We start from the raw sequence: 21620 nt of genomic DNA on the forward strand, positions 1-21620 counted from the left end.
GACGCTCCGGAAGGGTGCGGCATGGCCTGCGGGAATACCTCCTCGCGCCGGGCCGTTCTATTCCTCCCCGGAACCTTTTCCGCCCATGCGTTCTTCACGGGCCGCGCGTGCGAGACTGACGTACTTCCGGCGCATCAGCGCCAGTTCTTCTTCCTCCAGTTCCTCGAGATCCAGCAAGGTGTTGTCGGCGCGCTCGACCGCCCGGATCAGCTCGTCCAGCTTCACCTGCAAGGCCTCCGTGTCCCGGTTCTGGGTATGCTGGATCAGGAACACCATGAGGAAAGTCACGATCGTCGTGGTCGTGTTGATCACCAGCTGCCAAGTGTCGCTGAAGCCGAATATCGGCCCCGTGATCACCCAGGCCAGAATCACGAACAATGCAATGTTGAAAGCGAGCGGCCGGCCGGAAAGGCGCGAAAATAATCTGGCGAAGCGATCGAACCTGGCGTTCCAGTATGCGATGTCGTCCATGTTTGCGGACAGCTTGGCGGCCCAGGACCGCGCCAGATCGCAAATATTCGGCTTCGATGACATCGGGGTCTCCTCCTGATTCATGTTGTTTTGGAGCGGAAGCATTACCCTATATTCGGCAGTCTCTCACCCAGAACTTCAGCAGCAATGCGGCCGCCAGCGCACAAGCGGCGGCGAAACCGAAGGCGGCTTCCGGGCTGGCGTATTGCCACAGCATTCCGAATACCATGGACGCCGGCAATAGCATGATGCCGGTGGTCAGATTGAACCAGCCGTAAGCCGTCCCCAACAGGGCGGGCGGCGCGATATCGGCAACCAGCGCTTTTTCCGCGCCCTCGGTCGCAGCCAGAAACAGGCCATACAAGGCGAACAGCGGCCACAGCAGCGGAAGACCGGCCCCGTTCAACCCGATGCACAGATAAAACACGGCATAGACGATCCACCCCGCGAAAATCACCGGTACCCGGCCGACACGGTCGGACAGCCCCGAAAGCGGCGTGGAGAACAACATGGCGACCAGCGAGGTCGCACCCCATAACAAAGGGACCTGGTATTCCGGCAAACCCAACTCGCGTGCGCGCAGCAGCAGGAACATATTGGACGAATTGCCGAGCGTGAACAAAGCCAGCACCCCGAGATAGCGCCTGAAAACCCGGGGAAGCTTCCGAAGCTCCCAGTCGAGCGGCTTGCCGTCGTACCGGATCTCCCGCGCCGGCTCCTTGACCGCAACCGCCAGGACGACCGCCACGACGCCGGGGAGCGAAGCCCAGAGGAAGATTTCCGTGAGGGGCATTTCAGCCGCCAGCATGACGGCCGCGGCCAGCGGCCCTATAACCGCCCCGGCATTGTCCATGGCGCGCTGCAATCCGAACGCCAGACCGCGCTGTTCGGAGGAGACGCTGGCGGCAATCATGGCATCGCGGGGCGACGAGCGCAGCCCCTTGCCCAAACGGTCGGCGAAGCGGATGGCCAGGACGACCGGCCAGGCGGACGCCAGCGCCAGCAAAGGACGCGATACCGCCGCCAGACCGTAGCCGCTCACGACCATCGATTTGGCCCGGTGCACCCGGTCGGCGATGATGCCCGAAAACAGCTTGAGCAGGCTGCTTACCGTTTCCGCGACGCCCTCGATGATTCCCAATGCCCTGGGACCCGCCATCAGCACGGAAGCGAGGTAGAGCGGAACGAGGGGATACACCATCTCGCTCGCGGAATCGTTGAACAGGCTCACCAGTCCAAACAGCCAGACGGTGGAAGGCAGGGCTGCGAGCTGTCGGAACATTCGGCATCCTCCTATGGCTTGGGCAAGGACCGGCCTTCGGGCTCCTCTTCGGCCGCGACCCGCAGCTTCCTCAGCCCCGCCGCCAGCACGGTCAGACTCAGCACCAGGCCGAACAGCACGAAAGCAATCGCAGAAGCATAGCCCAGATTCCACCAGCGGAATCCCTGCTGATACATCAGCAACGCGATGCTGAGCGTGCTGCCGGAAGGACCGCCCTGGGTCATCACATAAGGTTCGGCGAACAATTGGAAGTGGCCGATCATGGTGATCACGGCGACGAACAGGAAGGTCGGCGCGAGCAGCGGGAGGGTGATGTGGAAGAACTGCTGGCGGGCGCCGGCGCCGTCGATGCTGGCCGCCTCGTACAGCGATTCGGGGATGCTCTGGAGGCCGGCGACGAACACGATCATGTTGAAGCCGAAATTCTTCCACACCGCCATGAGGATGATCGCCGGCATCGCCCAGTCCGGATCGCCGAGCCAGTCGACCGGTCCGATGCCGAACCCGCCGAGCAGGTAGTTGAGAACGCCGTTGCGCGGCTGATACAGGTAGCGCCAGACCACCGCCACGGCCACCAGGGTCGTCACCACCGGCAGGAACAGCAGCGAACGGAACAGCCCCTTGAACGGGGTCAGGCGGTGATTGACCAGCAGGGCCGCCGCCAGCGAAACCAGCACCGACAGCGGGCCGCCCACGGCCACGAAATACAGGGTGTTCCGCAAGGCCATCCAGAACTCTGCATCGCCGAACAAGCGGCGGTAATTGTCCAGCCCCACGAACCGGAGCCGGCGAATGTCGGCCAGAGCATAGATGTCGAAATCGGTGAAACTCAGGCCCAACGCCGCCGCCACCGGCAGGAAGACGAACATGGCGAGCAGCGCCAGCGCCGGCGCGATGAACCAGAAGGCGGGATTGAGCCTCATCGCCCCCGCTCCAGCAGCCAGCGGCGTTTTTCCAGGATCCGGTCCACTTCATCGTTCAAGGCCTCCAGGGCCGCCGACGGAGCCATTTCACCCCGCGCAGCCTTCTCGGCATAAGCCGCGATGCGGCTGGCAATCCGCTCCCACTCCGGGATTTTCGGGGGCGGAAGCAGACGGTCCATCTGCCTCCGGAAGGACTGCGCCTTGTGGTCCCCGGCCAGGACGGGATCGCTCCAGGCCGTCCGTCCCGGCGGCAGGTCGCCGGTGAGACGATACAGGCGGATCTGCTGCGGCGGAGCGGTCAGGAACTCGATCAGCTTCCAGGCCGCTTCCTTGCGCGTGGACCCGGCGGCGAGCGCAAGACTGGCCCCGCCGGCCAGAGAGATTCCCGGATAGGAACCGTCGAAGGACGGCAAGGGCGCGGTGTCCCAGGCGGCGTCGACATCCGGCAGCCGGCGCCGGAACTCGCCGAGGTTCCAGGGGCCGGTGATCAGAGCCGCGAAATAACCGCGTCCGAACTCCCTGTAAAGGTTGGCCATCTGGCCGGAGGCTTCCGCAGGCGTCAGTTTTTCCCGAAAGCCGCGCAGATAAAAGTCAAATGCCGCCCGGAAATCGGGATGGAGAAAATCGCCGTAGCGGTTCCCGTCCTTCAACAGAGCCGCCCCCTGCTGCAGGGCGAAAATCACGGGGACCTCCCATGCGTCGATGGGAAGGAACAGCCCGAAATCGCCGTGGCGTTCGCGGACGCGGATCATGGCCTCGAACCAGCCCTCCCAGCTCCGGGGCGGTGATGCGATCCCTGCGGCCTCCAGCAAGTCACGGCGGTAAAACAGAATGCGCGTGTCGACATACCAGGGCACGGCCAGCATCCTTTCGTCGACGACGGCCACATCCAGAGGCCCTTCGAAGTAGTCGCCTTTCCGCCCGGTGTTCTCGAACCGGGCGGCGACATCCTCCAGTGCCCGGAGCGCGGCGAATTCCGCTATCCAGGTGTTGCCGAGCTGAAATACGTCCGGCAGGTTGCCGCCGGCATAAGCCGTCAGCAGCTTTTCGTGGGCGGCGCTCCAGGGGATTTGCTGGACCTCGACGCGAATTTCCGGGTTCAGCCGCTCGAACTCCCCGGCGAGCTCATGGGCGACTTCACCCTCGCTGCCGAACGCCCAGAATTCCACGACTTCGGCTTCTTCCTCCGGCTGGCAGCCGCTCAGGATCAAGGCACAGGCCAGGAGGATCGAACGGGGACAGAGACTCCTGGTCCGGCTCATCGGAAGAACGGGCCCACCGGTTTCTCAGGCCGGAGCCGCCAGGCTGAAAGTGAAGACTGCCCCGCGGCCTTCTCCGCTCAATGCCTCGATCGTACTTCCATGCAGTTCCAGCATCCGCTTGCTGATAAGCAGACCCAGCCCGCCCCCCATATGCCTTCCGGAATCCCGGCGCAACGGCGAATCCCGTTCGAACAGGCTTGGCAGAAGTTCGCTGGCGATGCCGGCACCGCTGTCCTCCACCCGGACCGTCACCCTGTCGCCGGCTTCGCACCTCAGCGTCAAGTCGATCTCACCGCCCTCCGGCGTGTGGCGCAACGCGTTGTCGATGAGGTTGGTCAAAACCCGCTCGATCATCGCGATATCGGCATAGACCAAGGGAATGCGATCGCGAAACCGGGCGGCAATCCGGACTCCTTTGGCATCGGCGGCCAGCTCGAATTTCTGCGCCACGTCCTGGACGAGCTCCTGCAGGGAGAAACGCTCGAAACTCGGCCGCACTTCCTCGCATTCCAGCTTCGCCAGTTCGAACAGCTCCTGAGCCAAGTGCGCCACACGCCGGCTCTGCCGCACGGCGACCTCAAGGTACTGTTGCCGTTCCGCCGGAGAAAGCCGGTCGGACTTCCGCAGCATGGTTTCCAGATAACCCTGCATGGACGTGAGCGGGGTGCGCAGGTCGTGCGACACATTGGCGACCATTTCGCGCCGCAGCGTGTCCTGGGACTTGATATGTTGCACCTGCGCGGCGATGCGCTCGGCCATCCGCGAGAATGTCGCGGCGAGCCGGCCAATCTCGTCAGGACTGCTTTGCAGCGCGCCGTCCAGTTGCAAGGTGCCGGAAAAACTCGCGTCGTCGAAGGCGGCGATCGTCCGCGTCAAGGCGTCCAAACGACGGGTCACCAGCGAAAACAGGCCCAACCCGGCAACCAGGGTGAGCAGCAACGCCCCCGCTCCCGTCCACATGACACTCTGGAACACATGCCCCTGCCAGACGTCTTCGGCCAGCCTTTGGTACTCGTCTCCGGCCAGCACGATGTATAGGTAACCGATGATTCGCCCATCCCGCTTCAGCGGTGTGGCGCTGAATATCTCGCGGCGGTCCGGGCGGCGCGGATTGTCCCCTTTCACGGGCAGCGCACCGCCTTCGAGAAGGCCGCGCAGGGGGGCCAGGGAAACCTCCTTCAGCCGAACCCGCCCCGGCGGCGCATCGTAGGCCAGAATGGCACCCTTCGCGTCCAACAGATAGAGTTCGATGCTGGGGTTGACGATCATGAGCATGTGGAACAGCTCGCTCACCGCCTTGCCGTCGAACCCCTCCCCATTCAACAAGGGCCAGTGGCTCGCGATGTGTTCCGCCAGGCCGCGGCTGAGCCGCTGGATGATTTCCTGCTGGTGATTTTTTGCCGCCACCAGATCGAGCCCGCCGCACAAGCCGCCGAAGAGGAGAACCAGAGCGGCGAAGGTGAGCGCGATGCGGCTGTAGAGCGACCTGAATTTCACGGGCGATTCTCCCCAAAATCCACGAACTTATAGCCGACACCCCAGACCGTTTGGATGAATTCGGGCCGTCCGGGATCGCGTTCGATCTTCGCACGCAGGCGATTGATATGCGAATTCACCGTGTGCTCGTAGCCGTCGTGGCTATAGCCCCACACCCGATCCAGCAGCGCCAGGCGGGTGAATGCCTGACCGGGATGGCGGGCGAAGAACAGCAACAACTCGAACTCCTTCAGCGTCAGGGCGACAGGCCGACCTTCCAGCATGACGGAATAACCGACCGGGTCGATGGTCAGCGGCCCACGGACCATGACGCCGGCCTTTGCCTGCGACTCCCGTTCCATCGCTTCGACTCGTCTGAACAGGGCACGAATCCGCGCAATGAGTTCGGGGATGGAGAAGGGTTTGGTCAGGTAGTCGTCAGCCCCGAGTTCAAGGCCCAATACGCGCTGCGTTTCCGTGGACTTTGCGCTGATGATAACGATCGGCTGGTAATGGGGCATGCGCCGGACTTGACGGCAGATTTCCAGGCCGTCGATGCCGGGAAGCATCAGGTCCAGAACCAGGAGGTCGAAACGGTAGGCCTTCAAACACGCAAGTCCGCCGGTACCGTCTCTTGCGATCTCCACGGCGTAACCTTCATCCCGCAGGTTGATGCCGAGCATGTCCCCGATGTCGGGATCGTCTTCGATGACCAGGATGCGTTTCATTGCCGGAGCCGGACTCCCGCCGATCGGATGGTGGGGCCTCAATTATCGGCACGCGGCAAGGGACAGGCCAGTCACATTTATTTGAGCGCTCCGTGATGAATTCGTGATTTCTGGCCACGCACAATGGCCACGCCCGAAAAGCCCATGGCTTACCGGAGGAACCTTTTTCGATTCACACGAGGCCTGTCATGAAGACCCTATTCAAGCTCATCTTCACCGCATTTGCGTTCGCATCGATGATCCCCGGCATTGGCCTGGCCGATCCCGACAAACTCCCCAAATTCGGTGGAAATCCGCCGGTGGAGACGGTATACACGCTGTCCAACAATGCCGACGGAAACGAGGTGCTCGCATTTCACCGCCACGGCAATGGCCAAATGGAGCCGGCAGGCCGCTTCGCCACCGGGGGAACCGGTACCGGCTCCGGACTCGGCAACCAGGGTGCTCTGGCACTGAGCGCAAATGCGCGGTACCTGTTCGCCGTCAATGCGGGCAGCAACGACTTATCGGTGTTCCGGATCGACCGGGACGGGCTGCGACTCATCGACCGCGCCGCCGAGGAAGGCACCACCCCCGTCAGCGTGGCCGTCGGCCCGAATCGGGTCTATGTCGTGAACTCGGGAGACGATTCCATCTTCGGCTTCCGCTTCGACCACCGCACCGGCAAGCTGCACCCCCTGCCCGAATCCCACCAGAAGCTCAGCGGAGACGGCACGGCGCCGGCCCAGATCAGCCTCGACCGCGGGGGCGACGCCTTGGTCGTCACCGAGAAAGCGACCAACAAAATCACGACATTTTCTCTGAACGAGGACGGCAGCCCGGAGGCCAGGCATTCGATCGATTCCGCCGGATCGACGCCCTTCGGCTTTGCCTTCGGCAAGCGCGACCAGTTCTTCGTTTCCGAAGCCCAGGGCGGTGCCCCGGATGGCGCGACCGTGTCGTCCTACCAGTTGCTGGAGAACGGAACCGCGCAACTGATCGACGGAGCGGTCGCGGCCGGGCAAACCGCCGCATGCTGGCTGGCCACGACACCCACGGGCCGCATTGCCTTCACCGCCGATACCCCCGCCAACGCCATTTCCGCATTCTCAATCGATGCCGCCGGCCATCTGTCGCTGTTGCACACCCGTGCAGCCGAGGAAAACCGGCCCACCGACCTCGCCGTTTCTACCGACGGCCGAATGCTGTATACCTTGAGCGGTGGCGACCACAGTATCGGCGTTTACCGCATCCTGAAGGGAGGCGCGCTGCAAAAGCTCCAGAGTCTGGGCGCCCTGCCCGCAGGCACCACCGGTCTCATTGTCCGCTAACCCCACTTGCGTACCGGGATCGGCAAGCGCGGCCGGAAGGCCGCGCTTGTTGCCGCAGCGTGGATCATTCGCCTCTTCCCCATTCAGGACGGCTTTTGTGGAAAGACTGCCGGGTTAGAATAGTTGATCGCTCAATTTCCCCGCCCTCATGAAAAATCCAGGCGCCCGGCCAGCTATGGGAGAGAGAAAGTCCTCCGCCATCCAAATCGCACAATCCTGCGCCAAAGACCCCCGCAAATCCGTGCGTGAATTCCATGCGGGCATCGCACCCCAACAGCCGGCACTGGTGACTTTCTTTTGCTCCAGCGAGTACGATCTGGGTGCGATCGCTGCTGAGATGCGCCGCCTGTTTGCCGGAATCCCCGTCGTCGGCTGCACCACGGCTGGAGAAATCGGGCCGGCCGGCTACCGCGACCACAGCCTGGCGGGCGCGAGCTTTGAGGCCGGCAGCTTTCATGCAGCGGCGGACATCCTGACGGGTCTACAGCGCTTCGACCCGGACAAAGGTCATGCGCTGGTACAGGGACTCCTGCAGCGGCTCGAAGTTTCCTCCCCCGCGGCACGGCCGGATGACAGTTTCGCCTTCCTGATGATCGACGGACTCTCGGTTCGAGAAGAGGAGGTCACCCACGTGTTGCAGGACGCTCTGGGCGAAATTCCGCTGATCGGCGGCTCGGCGGGCGATGGCATGAAGTTCGCCAGGACCTGCGTCTATTTCGACGGCCATTTCCACAGCGATGCCGCGGTGCTGGCGGTGTTTACCACTTCCCTGCCCTTCAAGGTGTTCATGACCGAGCACTTCGCCGTCACCGACGAACGGGTGGTGGTCACCGACGCCGACGCCGCCCATCGCGTCGTCCGGGAAATCAACGGACGGCCGGCGCTCCAGGAATATGCGCGGCTGATCGGCGTCGATCCCGCGCGAGTCGGTTCCGAGCATTTCGCAGCGTCGCCCGTCGTGGTCCGCATCGGCGGCACGGACTATGTGCGTTCGATCCAGAAAGCCGATGCCGACGGCAGCCTGACCTTCTATTGCGCCATCGAGACGGGAATGGTGCTGCGCCTGGGCCGTAGCGGAGACCTGGAGGGGAACGTGGCGCAGACCTTCGAGCAGCTGCGGGAAACCCTGGGTCCACTGCAAGGCGTGATTGCCTGCGATTGCATTTTCCGCAACCTGGAAATGACCCGCTGCGGCGTGACGCAGCATGTGGGCGAGATTTTCCGGAACAACCGCACCGTGGGCTTCAGCACCTACGGCGAGCAGTATCTCGGCGTACACATCAACCAGACCTTTACCGGAATCGCCATCGGCGCGCCAGGGAGACTTCGGCATGGCGGACAGTGAAATGGATTTGCGCGCGGAAATCGCCCGCCTGAACAAAATCATCGAGGTTCTCATGGACCGGGTGGAAAACAATCTGAGCCTGCGGCCGACCACCTACTTCGGACTGTTCCAGGGGAAAATCGTACTGGAGAACCAAGTCCGGCAGCGCACCCTGGAGCTGAACGCGGCGTTGCGCGAAATCGAAAAGATCAACCGGGTGCTGAAGGAATCCGAAGCGAAATTCCGCGCCGTACTGGACCAGTCCCTGGTCGGGATCGTCATTACCGAGCAGGGATCGTTCAGCTATGTCAATCCCAAGTTCACGGAGATCTTCGGCTACAGCGAAGATGAACTGGCACACATCCGCCCGATCGATCTGGCGATCGAGGAAGACCGCCCGCTGGTGAGCAAGCAGCTCCGCAAAGCCTTCGCCGGAAGAATCCACGAGGTCCGGTTCACCTTCCGGGGCACGCGCAAGGACGGTGCGGCCGTCCATGTGGAGGTGGCCGGCAGCCCGCCGACCCGGATCGCCGGCCACCGTTCCATCATCGCCGTCGTCACCGACATCACCGAGCGGGTGCGGGTGGAGAAGGAAATGCAGGCGCTCCAGGCACAACTGCGCGAGCAGGCGGTGCACGACCCGCTCACTGGCCTGCTCAACCGGCGCGCACTGGAGGATTCGCTCGGCCGGGAACTGATCCGGGCGGCGCGCCATGGCGATCCCCTCAGCCTGGTGATCTGCGACATCGACCGCTTCAAATCCATCAATGATACCCACGGACACCAGGCAGGCGACGAGGTACTCAAGACCTTTGCCGGCCTGCTGAACCGGGCGACGCGAAGCGGCGACATCTGCTGCCGCTATGGCGGCGAAGAGTTCGTGCTGGTCTGCCCGCGCATGACTCTGGCCAAGGCGGCGGAACGCGCGGAACAATTGCGCGAAACCTGCGCCGCCCTGCCGTTCGATTGCGGCGATGCGGTTTTGCAGGTCACGGCATCGTTCGGCGTCGCGGCCTTCCCACGTCACGGCGACACCGGCGACCTGCTGATCCGCTCCGCCGACCGGGCGCTGTACGCGGCCAAGAATGCCGGCCGCAATCAGGTCAAGTGTTATGCCAACACCGAATCCGGCGAATTCGCATGGGCAGCATCGCGTTCGAACGCCTGAGCAAGATCTATCCGGGCGGTTTCGCGGCGCTGTCTGACCTGAGCCTCGAAATTGCCGACGGCGAACTTCTCGTCGTCGTCGGCCCATCGGGTTGCGGTAAATCCACCCTGCTGCGGCTCCTGGCCGGGCTCGACCAGCCCACCGGCGGCTCAATCCGGATCGGCGCCACGAACGTGAACGCACTGTCCCCGGCAGAGCGCAATGTCGCCATGGTGTTCCAGGATTACGCGCTCTATCCCAACATGACGGTACGCGGCAACCTCGAATTTCCGCTGAAGATGCGCAGCATGAGCCACGCCGAACGCCGGCGCCGGATCGAGCAGGTGGCCGGAATGCTCGATCTTCTGCCGCTCCTCGACCGCAGCCCCGCCCAGCTCTCCGGCGGCCAGCGCCAGCGCGTCGCCATGGGACGGGCGCTGGTCCGCGAGCCCGCGGTGTTCCTGCTCGACGAGCCCCTCGCCAACCTGGACGCCCGCCTGCGCGCCCAGGTTCGCGCCGAAATCGCTGAATTGCAGCGGCGGACCGGGACGACCATGATCTACGTCACCCACGACCAAGTCGAAGCCATGACCCTGGGCCAGCGCATCGCGGTTCTCGACCGCGGCCGGTTGCAGCAGGCCGCCTCGCCTCGCGATCTCTATGCTCACCCCGCCAACACCTTCGTCGCCGGCTTCATCGGCAACCCACCCATGAACCTCCTGCCGGTCCGGCTTGAGCGCTCCGGCCGGATCGTCCTCCCCAGTTTCGGCGGCTGCCCGCTGCCTGGAATGACGGGGGCGCCGCAAAGCGCGGCCATCGCCGGCATCCGGCCGGAGGCGGTCCGGCTGGCGAAAGGCTCTTCCGAGGGGATCGCAGCCCAGGTCCAGGACGTGGAATATCTCGGCCATGAGACCTTGCTGCATTTCGCCCCTGAAGCGGGACCGGCCGCTCTCATCGCCCGCCTCCCCGGCCTGCAGCCCTTTGTCCTGGGCGATGCCGTCCGCCTTGTGATGGCGCCGGAAGACTGGCGTTTTTTCGACGGGGCCGGTCAGGCGCTGGGCTGACTCCTGTGGGCTTCCAGCGCCTTCAGCTCCTCGAGGGAATTTGCATTCGCGAACAGTTCCGGCACGTCGCTGTAGTCGGCCCGGTGCGCCCTGTGCCGCGCCAGCCAGGCTTCGACCTTGCGCTCTCCCGACGCCAAAAATGCCTGGAGATCGACCAGCAAAGACCGCCGCGCGATGACGAACACCGGATGCAGGCGCTCGCCGTCGTGCGCCACGGCGATATCACAGTCCGACGCCTCCCGATCCTCGACCAGGCGTTTCAACATGCAGCCGGTGACCAGCGGTGTATCACAAGGCACGGTCAGAACGAATTCCGTGTCGGCCCAGGCCATCGCGCTCAAAAGCCCCGCCAGCGGCCCCTCGAATTCACGGCTCTCATCGGCGATAACCGGGCAGCCGAAGCCGGCGTAAATTTCCCGGCTACGGTTGGCGCTGACCACCACCTGCCCTGCCACCGCCCGCAAGGCCTCCAACGCATAAACCACCAGCGGCCTGCCCTTGAATGGCACCAGCCCCTTGTCCCGGCCGCCCATACGGCTTCCTCTTCCGCCGGCAAGCACGCATCCGGTAATCTTCTCGGAAGGATATTTCACGGCGCAGTCCCCGACGATGATCGAAAAACCCATGTGGCACCTGTCCATACTGGCGGTGGCGGTCTTGTCCGCCTGCGCCTCAAAGCCGGCGGGCTGGCGCGCGGACTATTACGAAGTCGAAACCGCCAAACCGTACGCCGATGTGATGGCCGAACTGGAACTGGCGATCACCGAACAGAATTTCCGGATCACCGGCCACAACAAGATCGGCAGTGTGATCCGCCAGCGGGATCATATAGACTTCCCCGATTATGACACGCTCCAGTTCTGCAACCTGACCCTGGCCCGGCAGATGCTGGAAATCGAGCCGGCGGCCGTGGCCTGGATGCCATGCAACGTCGCCGTCCGCTTCGAGCGGGGCCGCACGCGGATCACGGCGCATCTCTTGCCCGAAACCACCCGAAACCCGCCCCTCGACGATTTCGCCAGGAGCATGAATGAGAAACTCAAGAAAATCGTCGATTTTGCCGCCGAAAATTAGTTTCCTCTCCTCTCACCAATCGGATACGACCATGGCGAAAACCTTCCCTGCTAAAACGACCCGGCCTGTTGGCCTGACCCTGCTGCTGGCGGGCCTGAATGCCTGCGACCCCCAGCCGGTGCAACCAACGGTCCAGGCCTCCGCCGCTTCCGAACAGCCCGCCGCCGCCCGAGGCGCCGGCGATTTCCCGACGCTGACGCGGGTCGAATACGTTCTGGAATGCATGCAGGAACACGGCGGTCAAAACTACGACAACATGTACCACTGCGCCTGCGCCGTCGACGTCGTCGCCAAGACGATGACCCCGGACGAGTATGACCAGGCCGTGACCTTCACCAACCTGTTCGGCATGGGGGGGGAACGCGGCGCCGTGTTCCGCGATCCACCGCAATCCGAACAACTGCGCAAGAAGCTCAAGGACGCCAAGACGGCGGCGAACGACACTTGTTTTCCGAAGACGCCGGGGAGCGCCAGGGACCAGGAAGGGAGATAGCCGAGAGCAGGTGCGCCGATCACCTACCGAGGCGCCCCGGCACAGGCTCGAGCAGGACCTGTCGATGCGCCTCCGGTATCGACGCGCACGACGGCACGGTCCTCATCTGAAATTCGGGGCGATGACGCGCAAGCCATCGATCTCTCCGGCGAAGTCCGCCTTCGAGACGCGGCCGGAGACCAGGGCCCATAACGGCCCATCTTCAAATACGTATAACGTATCGCGGGACAGCTCGTTGCGGTACAAGGACAAAGCCAGCTCGCGTGCGACACGATCGATCTTGGCGTTATCAACTCTGCCGAAATAGGCCGCGTTCACCGTCATCCCGTTCCTCGCAGCGAAGTGCGCCAAGGGCACCCAATTGGCCGGCTCGTTTTTCGGCGGAACGAACACAATATGTCTATATTTGGCGGCTATGTCAGTCCACTCCAGCGAAGTCAAGGGAGACGACCAGGTATATCGGCTGGTAAACATATCCCGCAGCCGGGCCAAGGCCGGGGACATGTCCGACACCTGCACGAGAAGCATCAGCACACATAGAATTCTGGCCGTTTTTATTTCCAGTTTTTTGAAAACAATATAAAAAGCTGCTATGTATATGACATAGAAAACCGGCCAGAACATTCTTCCTGCCGCTCTAAATATCCGTGTCAGAGGCTCAACCGGCGCCGGAACACCATAGGAAATTAATTCATGGCTTCCAAACGCAATATGGTTTGAAATCGCGAACAGATATAGACATAGCGATAACAGGACTAACGGCGCGAGCCGCTTGGCATTCCATTCCAGACCATGGGACTTCAGCGTTTCGTACAGCCCCACGAACAAAAGGCCCAAAATTCCCAGACCGAGGTAACTGAATCCACCATAATCTCCCGGTCCTTGTTTCTGGTCGCGCAGTAATATCGACCAGCCGGAATCGGGGTCGACCGGAGCCAGAACATTCATTCTATAATATCCGAAGCCACCGATTTCAACCCCGGTCCCCACCATGAAATATCCGACAACCCACATCACCAATACCGTGACGGTAGTTCCGGCACCAAACACGGCGACGCAGCCCGCAGTATTCGCCTGCGCCAGCCAACGGCGCTGCAAGAGATCGGCCACGAAAATCCCGGCAACCATGAAAAGAAGATAAGCGTGTATAAGTGCCGTCACCGCCAGCAGCAAATACCACGACGAACTGCTGAACGGCCGCCTCACATAAAGATACAAACCCGCCAGCAACACCCATTGAGCGAACAGAGCATAATGAGCCGTTAGCCGCCAAAGCGCGGGTGGAGCCAGAGCAAAAAACACGCAGCCTGTCAGCGCGAGAATTCTGTCGTTGCCAATAGCGAAGAGAATCTTCCAGGCAAACATCGCCTGCAGACAAAATGACGCCAGTATCCAGAATCCGGAGTACTGAAACGGCTCTGGCAGAACCCCGTCAAACGGCTTCAGCAGAAGCGCCAACAAAGGTATCGAGTCGGTAAATACGATCGAGCTGCTGATCTCGCCGCCGTAGGCAGGATTGGCGCCGAGCGGGAACTGCAAAACCGGCGAGTGGCGGAAGAACTCCCAGCCGAGGTAGTGCATGGTGCGATCGACCATGATGGCATCCTGCCCTATCAGCCAATCGACGTAGCCGGGATCGAGCACCCGTCCGCCGGTCAGCGCAACGAATACCACCAGTCCCACGAGGGAAGCGGACACCGGATTGATTGCCTCCCGGTGCCAGGCTGCATCATTCATCGCTTCCGCCTCCCAAAGAGATTTCCCGACTCAGCACACATCATCCAGTGTTTGTCTCACCCCCGAGCGGGCAGCCGGCTGTCCAACATCTGACCCAGCGATTCGATGTCCACCGGCTTGGTCAGGTGATCGTCCATGCCGGCAAGTGCAAATTTCTCCTGATCGCCGGCGACTGCGCTGGCTGTGAGAGCAATGACGGGTATTGTCGGATCACAGGCACCCGCCTTCCCCGCCCGAATCAGCCGGGTGGTTTCGTAGCCGTCCATTTCGGGCATCAGGCAATCCATGAGCACCAGATGGTACCGGCGTTCGCCCAGAGCCCGGAGGCAAGCCCGCCCGTCGCCTACCGCGTCGGCGGCGAATCCCAGCCTCTCGAGAATGGCGAGCAGCAGCTTGCGGTTGACGGGGCTGTCGTCGGCCACGAGGACCCTCCAAGGGCGCATCGACACGGGCGGAATCCCGCCCATGGCCGGACCAGGCGCCCAAGCGCCGGCTTGGGGTTCGGGCTGGCTGACTGGATCGACGGCGCCGGCCGACCCGCTCAAAGTCTGGCCGTTCCGGAGAAACCCGTGCGTCTTGCCGAAAACCGCGGTGAACCAGAAACGCGAACCCTGCCCGTCTTCGCTGTCGACTCCGCATTCGCCCCCCATGAGCGTCACCAGTTTCCTGCTGATGGCGAGTCCCAGGCCCGTCCCGCCGTATTTCCGCGTGGTCGAACCGTCCGCCTGTTCGAACGGCGAGAATATCCGGTCCTTACAGTCCGCCGGAATACCGATACCGGTATCCGTAACGGTGAAACGCAGGGTCGCGGCCTCCGGCGTCTCCTGTTCCAGCGAAACTCTGAGCGCCACTTCCCCCCGCGCAGTGAATTTGACCGCGTTCCCGACCAGATTGGCGAGGATCTGGCGCAGTGCGCCGTGATCGCCCTTCACCCAGTCCGGCACCGCGGATTCCACGTAACAGTGAAGTTCAAGGCTTCTGCTCAGAGCCTGCGCCCGGAACAACCCGATCGCCGCGTCGACGACCTCCCGCAGTTGGAATTCGGCCGGCTTGAGTTCGAGCTTTCCCGCTTCGATCTTGGACAGGTCCAGAATGTCGTCGAGCATCGCCAGCAAGGTCCGGCCGCTGCCGCGGATAATCTCCGCATACTCTCTCTGCCCCGCCTCCAGCGCGCCGTGGAGCAGGAGTTCCACGGCACTCAACATGCCGTGCAAGGGCGTGCGGATCTCATGGCTCATACGGGCCAGGAAGTCGCTTTTGGCCCGGGAGGCGGCCTCGGCCGCCTCCCGGGCACGGCGCGAGGCGGCTGCGATCCGTTCCTGCCGGCGGTATAGCAGGAAGGACAGCACGCCTGCCTCCACGACGACCGTCATAACGGGCGAGGCGAAATCGAGAGCCACACCGGCGCCGGTGAACGTTCCAACACCAAGCCCCACGAGCGCCGAGACGAGCGCCACGACTCCAAGCGTCGCCCGCAGCGCCGGCAAAAGGGCGAACAGCAGGGCTGTCACCAAGCCGGAGGCCAGAGTCGTGCCCAAGACGAACGCTTCCTGCCACGACGGCTCGCGGTAATAAGCCCCGGACAGGCTACCGTCAATGAGCACGGCGTGCGCCTCCGCGCCGGACAAGTCCGGCGCGACGGCGGTACGGTGCAGATCGCCCAGCCCCAGGGCGGAGGAACCGACCAGCACTGTCCGTCCTGCCAAGGTCTCAGGGGAGTACGCTTCCCGCAGAATGTCGAGGGCGGAGACCCTCTGGTGAGCATGACCCGCCGTCTGAAACCGCAGCAGCGCCACGCCTTGCCGGTCCACCGGAACAGTCAGATGGCCGAGTTTCAGCACCGGCCCGAACGCATCGGCCCCCACCTCGACGGCATCGGCACCGGCGACGCGCATCAACAGCGCCAGCGAGAGGCTCGGGTACCACTGCCCTTCGTAGGCATGCAGCAGAGGCTGGCGCCGCAGACGTCCGTCCGGGTCGGTCGCGGTATTGATGAACCCGTGGCCGGCGAGCCCGCTGTGCACGGGAAAGGTATTGCAAAGCACGCTCTTCCCCTCGGGCGGGACGATGGCTTGACGCGCGCCGCTGATCGCAAGGGGAGCCAGAGCGCAGCGTGGTCCGGTGTCACGCAGATCGGGAGGGAAGTAGATCGAACCGACGGTCCCGCTGGCGGCGAGAACCGCGCCCAGGTAGCCGTCGTTGTCCTCCATCCCCGGCGGCACACCGCTGAAACCCAGTTCGAGCCCGAACTCGCGCCGGAAGCTGTCCCGTAGCGTGGAAAGCGAGGTGCGATCCGGCTCCGGGAACAGGATGTCGAGACCGATGGCCCGCGGCTTGGCAGAAGCGATCGCCTTGATCAGCGTTGCCACTCGATAGCGAGGCCACGGCCACTGCCCCGCTGCCGACAAGGTGTTCTCGTCGATGTCCACGATGACGACGTGGGACTCGGCCCGCGCGGCGAGGCGCACACGGACCAGATGGTCGAAAATGGCGCCATCGAGCCCGATCCAGGGCACCGAGTCGGCCAGCCGCAGCAGCAAAGCCAACCCGGTCAGCAGACAGCCCGCGGCCAATACCGCGCGGGACGGCGTCTCGCCGGTGCCGCCGAGCCTGGAACCGGCATTCATGGACCGTCTGCCCGTCCGCCGCCTCAGCGCACGAAGACCTCGACCCGCCGGTTTCTCGGCTCCTCCACCCCCTCCGCGGCGGGAAACAACGGCGCGCGGAAGCCGTAGCTCTCCACCCGCATGATCTTCGGATCTATGCCCTCTTGCAGCAGCAGCGAACGGACGGCATCCGCCCGTGCCGCCGACAGCCGCTCGTTGTGGTCGAAGTTGCCGACCTGATCGCTGTGGCCGATCAGCGTCACTTCGGGCAGAGGGCGCGCCTTGATCGCCCGCGCGATCTCCGGAATTTCCGCTTTGGAATCGGGCTTGGGTTCGGCCGAATCCTTGCCGAAATACAGCAAGTAGCTCAGCGGCTTGGCCGGGGCGGCCGCCAGCGCGGCACCGAACAGCGTCTGCAGCTTCGCTTCGTCCATGGGCCGGGGCTCGGAAATCTGGTTGGTCACATCCACATAAGCCGACGCTTCGGCGATCGTGCGGCTGGCGCCGCCGCCGGAGACTTCCACCCGTCCCAGCTTGCCGTCGTCGTCCGGCACCAGAACCACGGTGGTCGCCGGTGCGCATGCCGCCAGCAGCAGACCGAGCAGCGAGATAAAACCGATACGTTTCATCGCGATCTCCCTACTCCGCCCTGACCAGGAACTTGGTGCCCCGAATCCCGATGCTGGCTTGCGGCGTATTGACTTTCACCGCTTCCGGCGCGAGCTTTCCGAACTTGCCGGTGGAAAAAACCGCCGAACCCTTGCGCAGGTAAACGTCGAAGGCATAGTCCTGCTTGATGGGGACGAACCGGTATCGATCGACCTTGAGCTCGGAACCGGGCCCCATGCTAATCCGGGTGCCATCCTGGAAACTGACGCCCGCGGAACTCGCATCGGCGGTCTTGAGCACATCGCCGGTATACAACGGCGCCCCGGCCGAGAGCGCGATGATCTGATCGTTGCGCGAGACCTCGACCTTCCCGCTTGCGGTTTTCAGACTCGCCACGGGGTCGTCGGCCAAGGCGGCGGCCGAAACGAGCGCGGTTGCCAACGCCACTGTGGAACGAATGTAGTTCATGCCAAATTTCCTGCGGTTTCGTAGGGAAAGCAGGCATTGTCGGCGGCGGCCCCCCGCGCCGCAAGTATAAAGACCGTCAGTACACGGTGCCGTCCCGCCCGGCATCGAAAATCCTGTAGCGATGCCTACCCGATGCCTTGGCGCGGTACATCGCCCGGTCTGCCCGCTGCAGCAGCAATTCCGGCTCCGCTCCATCGGCCGGACAGAACGCCACGCCGATGCTGGCGGTAACGACGATGTGTTCCTCAAAGAGAGACACGGGCTCGGCTATGGCCTCCAGGATTCTGGCGAACACCGTTTCGATGTCGCTCGCAATCTCCAGATCCGGCAGGATCAGGACGAATTCATCACCGCCGAACCGCCCGACGGTGTCGCTCATCCGCAATACTCCGCTCAGCCGCTCGGCGACCCGGGCCAGGACGGCGTCGCCCGCGTGGTGGCCCAGCCTGTCGTTCACCGGCTTGAAGCCGTCCAGATCCAGCACCGCGACCGCCAGCGGCGTCCGATGCCGCAGACTCAGGGCAATAGCGTGTTGCAGACGGTCCATCAGCAGGCGGCGGTTGGGCAGGCCGGTCAGTGCGTCGTGATAGGCGAGGCGCTCGAGTTGCCGGGCCTGGTCCAGCAGGAAGCGGATGTCGGAATGAAGGGCGACGAAGTGGCTGGTTCCGCCTCCGGCATTCTCGACCCGCGAAAGGTTGAGCAACTGGGGATGGCTCTCCCCGTTCTTCATGCGGCTCCAGATTTCGCCTGCCCAGTGGCCGTTGCGCCGTACCGCCTCCCATATGTGATCGTAGAAAGACGCTTCGTGCCGGTCGGACTGCAGCATGGTCATGTTCAAACCCAGCAGGTCCTCCGGCCGGTAACCGGTCATGCCGCAGAAAGCCTCGTTCACTTTGATGATGATCCTGTCGGCATCGGCCACGAGGATGCCTTCCATCGTGTTGTGAAACACGCTGGCTGCCAACCGCAATTCGGCAAACGCCCTGTGAAGTTCGAGCTGGTTGCGGATGCGGGTGCGGAGGACGGGGATGTTGATCGGCTTGCTGATGTAGTCGGCAGCGCCGGCTTGGAAGCCGTGCACCTCGTTCTCTTCGCCGCAGGCCGAAGTGATGAAAATGATGGGGATGTCGCGGGTGGCCGGATCGGCCTTGAGGCGTCTGCACACCTGATAACCGTCCATCGCCGGCATGACGACGTCGAGCAGCACCAGGTCGGGGGGAAGCCGCCGGGCCAGCCGCAGCGCCTCGTCGCCCGAAGTGGAGAACCGGACTTCGTAATCGTCGCCCAATGCGCCGCCCAACAGGCGGATATTGGAAGGCGAATCGTCGACGATGAGCAGGGTCGGCCGATATTGGCTCACGGCTCGCCCTTCCTCGGCCAGACCCGGAGCGCCGCTTCCGCACGGAGGCTCTGCAACGCCTCCTCGAATCGAAGCCGTGCCATCAGGACGCGCAGGCCGGCGAGGAAAGGCCGGTATTCGGGGCCGGCAAGCAGCGCTTCCAGCCGGTCCAGCGTGTCGCTCGCACGGAGACTGCGGTCGGCCAACTGGCTTTCCAGCGTCGTGAGAACGGCGCCGAGAGGAGGCGCATCGGCTGCGGCGCGCGGAGTCTCCGCCACCGCAGCCGCCTCAGCGGGAAGGCCGGCCTGGAGCTCCCGCACGCTCCGGGCCACCGCATCCGCCAGCATCTCGGTCGAGGCAGCAATCTCCCGCTCGGAACACGCCCGGAGCGCGGCATCCAACTGGCCGGCCGCGGTCCGGACCGCAGTAATGCCAAGGTTGCCGGCCTCGCCCTTCAGGGTATGAGCCAGGAGGCGCAGGGCTTCGGCGTCCGGACCAAGGCCAAGCCGGCGGAGGCGTTCCGGCGTGTCCTGATGGACGTCGGCGAAGGCCCGCAGGCTGTCCAGATAAAGTTCCCGGTCCTGTCCCAGGCGCCTCAACGCCGAGGCGGTCTCGACTCCCGGCAACTGCGGATATCCGTCGAGTTGGCTTTCGGGGGTGACGCTGCCGTTCATGTCTCCTCCGGCTCCGCTGTGGGCGACGGCTAATCCGTTGACCGAGAAAAGCTCATCCCGCCGCCGTTGCGCCCGAGATCCAAAAAAAGGCGGCCGCCGGACTGATGAAAATGCGACGCCCCCTCCAGCGACTGGATGAAGTGCTCGGCAACCGGCCCCGGCCGGCAGCGCCCGGCATCGGACCGGGTGACGGCGATCACGATCCGGTCGCCGTGGGTCTCATAGATGCCCTCGCCTTTGAGGCATTCGGCCGAAAACTTGAGCCAGCCGTTGGCGAGCAATTGGACAGTGTAATTTTCAGGCTTGGACACCAGATGCGTCTTGCCGTGCTGATCCCAGGACTCCCATCGCCACAGCGGAACGCCGGGCACCGGGGATACCTCCCGGCGGTCGGTGGCAAGCGGCTCCGGCCGTTTCTGCACGACCGGCTTAGCCGGTTTGGCGGGTGCGGGCTGCGGCGGGGGCGCTACCGGCGGCTTGCCGGTACAGCCCGCTAAGCACACCAATATCAAGGAAATGACCGGCCACCGGCCAAACCGATCCGCCGGAATACGCAGACGCCCCGCTGCCATCTTCCCTATCAACCGCCCGTGACGTTCATGTGGCGCAGGATCACCGGCCGGGCGGCCAGATCGAAGTCGTGGCGCTCCGGCTTCCGGCTCATGGCCTCCACGATCACCCTCTTGAGTCGCTCGACATCGCCGGGATGAGCCCGCACGACCCGCTTGAGGTCCACGGAATGCTCGTTGCCCAGGCAGAGCAGCAGCCACCCTTCGGCGGTGAGCCGCACCCGGTTGCAACTGCCGCAGAAATTGTGCGAATGGGGGGACACGAAACCCACACGGGTCTCGGTGCCGGCGACCCGGAAATAGCGCGACGGCCCGCCGGTGGTTTCGGGGGTCGGCAGCAGGCTGAAACGCGCCTCCAGATCGTTCCGGATCGCGTCGCTCGAATAATAGCCTTCGAGGCGGTCGTGGCCATCGACCCGTCCCAGCGGCATCTCCTCGATGAAGCTGATGTCGACGCCCTTGTCCACGGCAAAGCCGACCAGATCGGCCACCTCGTCGTGATTGCGCTCCTTCAGGATCACTGCATTGAGCTTGATCCGCCCGAAACCGGCCACCACCGCGGCGTCGATGCCGCGCAGGACCGCGGCGAGGTCGCCCACCCGGGTCAGCGCCCGGAACCGCTCGGGCCGGAGCGAATCCAGGCTGATGTTGATGCGGCGCACTCCGCAGGCCTTGAGCTCCGCGGCGGTCCCCTCAAGCCGCATACCGTTGGTGGTCACCACCAGTTCGCGCAGCCCCTCGAGCCGTCCGAGCCGCCGCAGCAAGTCCACGGCGCCCTTGCGCACCAGCGGCTCACCGCCGGTGATGCGGATCTTGTCGACTCCCAGCGCTACGAACGCGGCGGCAAGGGTGTGAATTTCCTCCAGCGTGAGAATCTGCGCACGCGGCAGAAAATCCATCTCCTCGCTCATGCAGTACACGCAGCGCAGATCGCAGCGGTCGGTGATGGAGATGCGCAGATAGTTGACGCGGCGGCCGAATCGGTCGATCAGACCGGAGGGGGGCGCGGAAGTGCTGGCCATGGGAACGAGCGAAACAGTCATGCCGCGTATTTTCCCATCGTT

Annotated in this window: 21 protein-coding genes; 6 read left to right on the forward strand and 15 right to left on the reverse strand. The window is 63.7% G+C overall.

Going from position 1 to position 21620, the window contains the following annotated elements:
- Positions 1-57: 57 nt before the first annotated feature.
- From OOT43_RS05265 to OOT43_RS05290, 6 genes are read right to left on the reverse strand one after another with little or no spacing between them, the layout of a single operon-like run.
- A complete protein-coding gene (locus OOT43_RS05265) occupies positions 58-534 on the reverse strand; it encodes a low affinity iron permease family protein (protein WP_266023727.1) in 477 nt (158 codons plus the stop codon).
- Between the two features lie 46 nt (positions 535-580).
- Entirely contained in the window at positions 581-1753 is a 1173-nt protein-coding gene (locus OOT43_RS05270; RefSeq protein ID WP_266023728.1) for an MFS transporter, read from the reverse strand.
- Positions 1754-1764: 11 nt separating this feature from the next.
- A complete protein-coding gene (locus tag OOT43_RS05275) occupies positions 1765-2676 on the reverse strand; it encodes a carbohydrate ABC transporter permease (protein WP_266023729.1) in 912 nt (303 codons plus the stop codon).
- The gene (locus OOT43_RS05280; RefSeq protein ID WP_266023730.1) at positions 2673-3938 is read right to left on the reverse strand and encodes an extracellular solute-binding protein; all 1266 of its coding nucleotides are present in this window, start codon (positions 3936-3938) and stop codon (positions 2673-2675) included. The genes OOT43_RS05275 and OOT43_RS05280 overlap by 4 nt, the downstream gene beginning before the upstream one ends.
- 24 nt (positions 3939-3962) lie before the next feature.
- Positions 3963-5435 (reverse strand): sensor histidine kinase, encoded by a 1473-nt coding sequence (locus OOT43_RS05285; RefSeq protein WP_266023731.1) that lies wholly within the window; start codon positions 5433-5435, stop codon positions 3963-3965.
- Complete coding sequence (locus OOT43_RS05290; RefSeq protein WP_266023733.1) at positions 5432-6142, reverse strand: response regulator transcription factor; 711 nt, start codon at positions 6140-6142, stop codon at positions 5432-5434. Before OOT43_RS05290 ends, OOT43_RS05285 begins: the two co-directional genes overlap by 4 nt.
- Positions 6143-6330: 188 nt before the next feature.
- On the opposite strand from OOT43_RS05290, the gene OOT43_RS05295 reads away from it, so the two are divergent.
- The 4 genes from OOT43_RS05295 to OOT43_RS05310 all read left to right on the forward strand — a co-directional run bounded on the left by OOT43_RS05295 (position 6331) and on the right by OOT43_RS05310 (position 10987).
- Positions 6331-7452, forward strand: a complete 1122-nt coding sequence (locus tag OOT43_RS05295) for a lactonase family protein (protein ID WP_266023735.1) — start codon at positions 6331-6333, stop codon at positions 7450-7452.
- 241 nt (positions 7453-7693) lie between these two features.
- Positions 7694-8797, forward strand: a complete 1104-nt coding sequence (locus tag OOT43_RS05300) for an FIST N-terminal domain-containing protein (protein WP_266023736.1) — start codon at positions 7694-7696, stop codon at positions 8795-8797.
- Positions 8784-9944, forward strand: a complete 1161-nt coding sequence (locus OOT43_RS05305) for a sensor domain-containing diguanylate cyclase (RefSeq protein WP_266023739.1) — start codon at positions 8784-8786, stop codon at positions 9942-9944. The genes OOT43_RS05300 and OOT43_RS05305 overlap by 14 nt, the downstream gene beginning before the upstream one ends.
- Positions 9917-10987, forward strand: a complete 1071-nt coding sequence (locus tag OOT43_RS05310; protein ID WP_266023742.1) for an ABC transporter ATP-binding protein — start codon at positions 9917-9919, stop codon at positions 10985-10987. Before OOT43_RS05305 ends, OOT43_RS05310 begins: the two co-directional genes overlap by 28 nt.
- Here the strand turns inward: OOT43_RS05310 and mobA are convergent.
- Positions 10972-11613, reverse strand: coding sequence for a molybdenum cofactor guanylyltransferase MobA (gene mobA / locus OOT43_RS05315; protein WP_266023744.1), 642 nt, complete (start codon positions 11611-11613; stop codon positions 10972-10974). The two genes, OOT43_RS05310 and mobA, sit on opposite strands and share 16 nt — an antisense overlap.
- On the opposite strand from mobA, the gene OOT43_RS05320 reads away from it, so the two are divergent.
- Together OOT43_RS05320 and OOT43_RS05325 are read left to right on the forward strand one after the other, a co-directional pair.
- Positions 11597-12061 (forward strand): DUF302 domain-containing protein, encoded by a 465-nt coding sequence (locus tag OOT43_RS05320; RefSeq protein ID WP_266023746.1) that lies wholly within the window; start codon positions 11597-11599, stop codon positions 12059-12061. The two genes, mobA and OOT43_RS05320, sit on opposite strands and share 17 nt — an antisense overlap.
- Positions 12062-12092: 31 nt before the next feature.
- Positions 12093-12554 carry a hypothetical protein gene (locus tag OOT43_RS05325; RefSeq protein WP_266023748.1) on the forward strand — a complete coding sequence of 154 codons (462 nt, stop codon included), beginning with the start codon at positions 12093-12095 and terminating at the stop codon, positions 12552-12554.
- Between the two features lie 102 nt (positions 12555-12656).
- On the opposite strand, the gene OOT43_RS05330 is transcribed toward OOT43_RS05325, so the two are convergent.
- The 8 genes from OOT43_RS05330 to moaA all read right to left on the reverse strand — a co-directional run bounded on the left by OOT43_RS05330 (position 12657) and on the right by moaA (position 21599).
- Positions 12657-14291, reverse strand: coding sequence for a DUF6311 domain-containing protein (locus OOT43_RS05330; protein ID WP_266023750.1), 1635 nt, complete (start codon positions 14289-14291; stop codon positions 12657-12659).
- A 56-nt stretch (positions 14292-14347) separates the two neighbouring features.
- Positions 14348-16918 (reverse strand): CHASE2 domain-containing protein, encoded by a 2571-nt coding sequence (locus OOT43_RS05335; protein ID WP_266023752.1) that lies wholly within the window; start codon positions 16916-16918, stop codon positions 14348-14350.
- 23 nt (positions 16919-16941) lie between these two features.
- Complete coding sequence (locus OOT43_RS05340) at positions 16942-17526, reverse strand: OmpA family protein (protein WP_266023754.1); 585 nt, start codon at positions 17524-17526, stop codon at positions 16942-16944.
- Positions 17527-17536: 10 nt separating this feature from the next.
- Positions 17537-17974, reverse strand: coding sequence for a FecR family protein (locus tag OOT43_RS05345; protein ID WP_266023756.1), 438 nt, complete (start codon positions 17972-17974; stop codon positions 17537-17539).
- A gap of 76 nt (positions 17975-18050) precedes the next feature.
- Complete coding sequence (locus tag OOT43_RS05350) at positions 18051-19334, reverse strand: GGDEF domain-containing response regulator (protein WP_266023758.1); 1284 nt, start codon at positions 19332-19334, stop codon at positions 18051-18053.
- Positions 19331-19987 (reverse strand): Hpt domain-containing protein, encoded by a 657-nt coding sequence (locus tag OOT43_RS05355; RefSeq protein ID WP_266023760.1) that lies wholly within the window; start codon positions 19985-19987, stop codon positions 19331-19333. Before OOT43_RS05355 ends, OOT43_RS05350 begins: the two co-directional genes overlap by 4 nt.
- Before the next feature lie 29 nt (positions 19988-20016).
- Positions 20017-20559 (reverse strand): hypothetical protein, encoded by a 543-nt coding sequence (locus OOT43_RS05360; RefSeq protein WP_266023761.1) that lies wholly within the window; start codon positions 20557-20559, stop codon positions 20017-20019.
- A gap of 8 nt (positions 20560-20567) precedes the next feature.
- The gene (moaA, locus tag OOT43_RS05365) at positions 20568-21599 is read right to left on the reverse strand and encodes a GTP 3',8-cyclase MoaA (protein ID WP_266023762.1); all 1032 of its coding nucleotides are present in this window, start codon (positions 21597-21599) and stop codon (positions 20568-20570) included.
- Positions 21600-21620: the final 21 nt, after the last annotated feature.

This window comes from Methylococcus mesophilus, assembly GCF_026247885.1.
GTDB lineage: Bacteria > Pseudomonadota > Gammaproteobacteria > Methylococcales > Methylococcaceae > Methylococcus > Methylococcus mesophilus.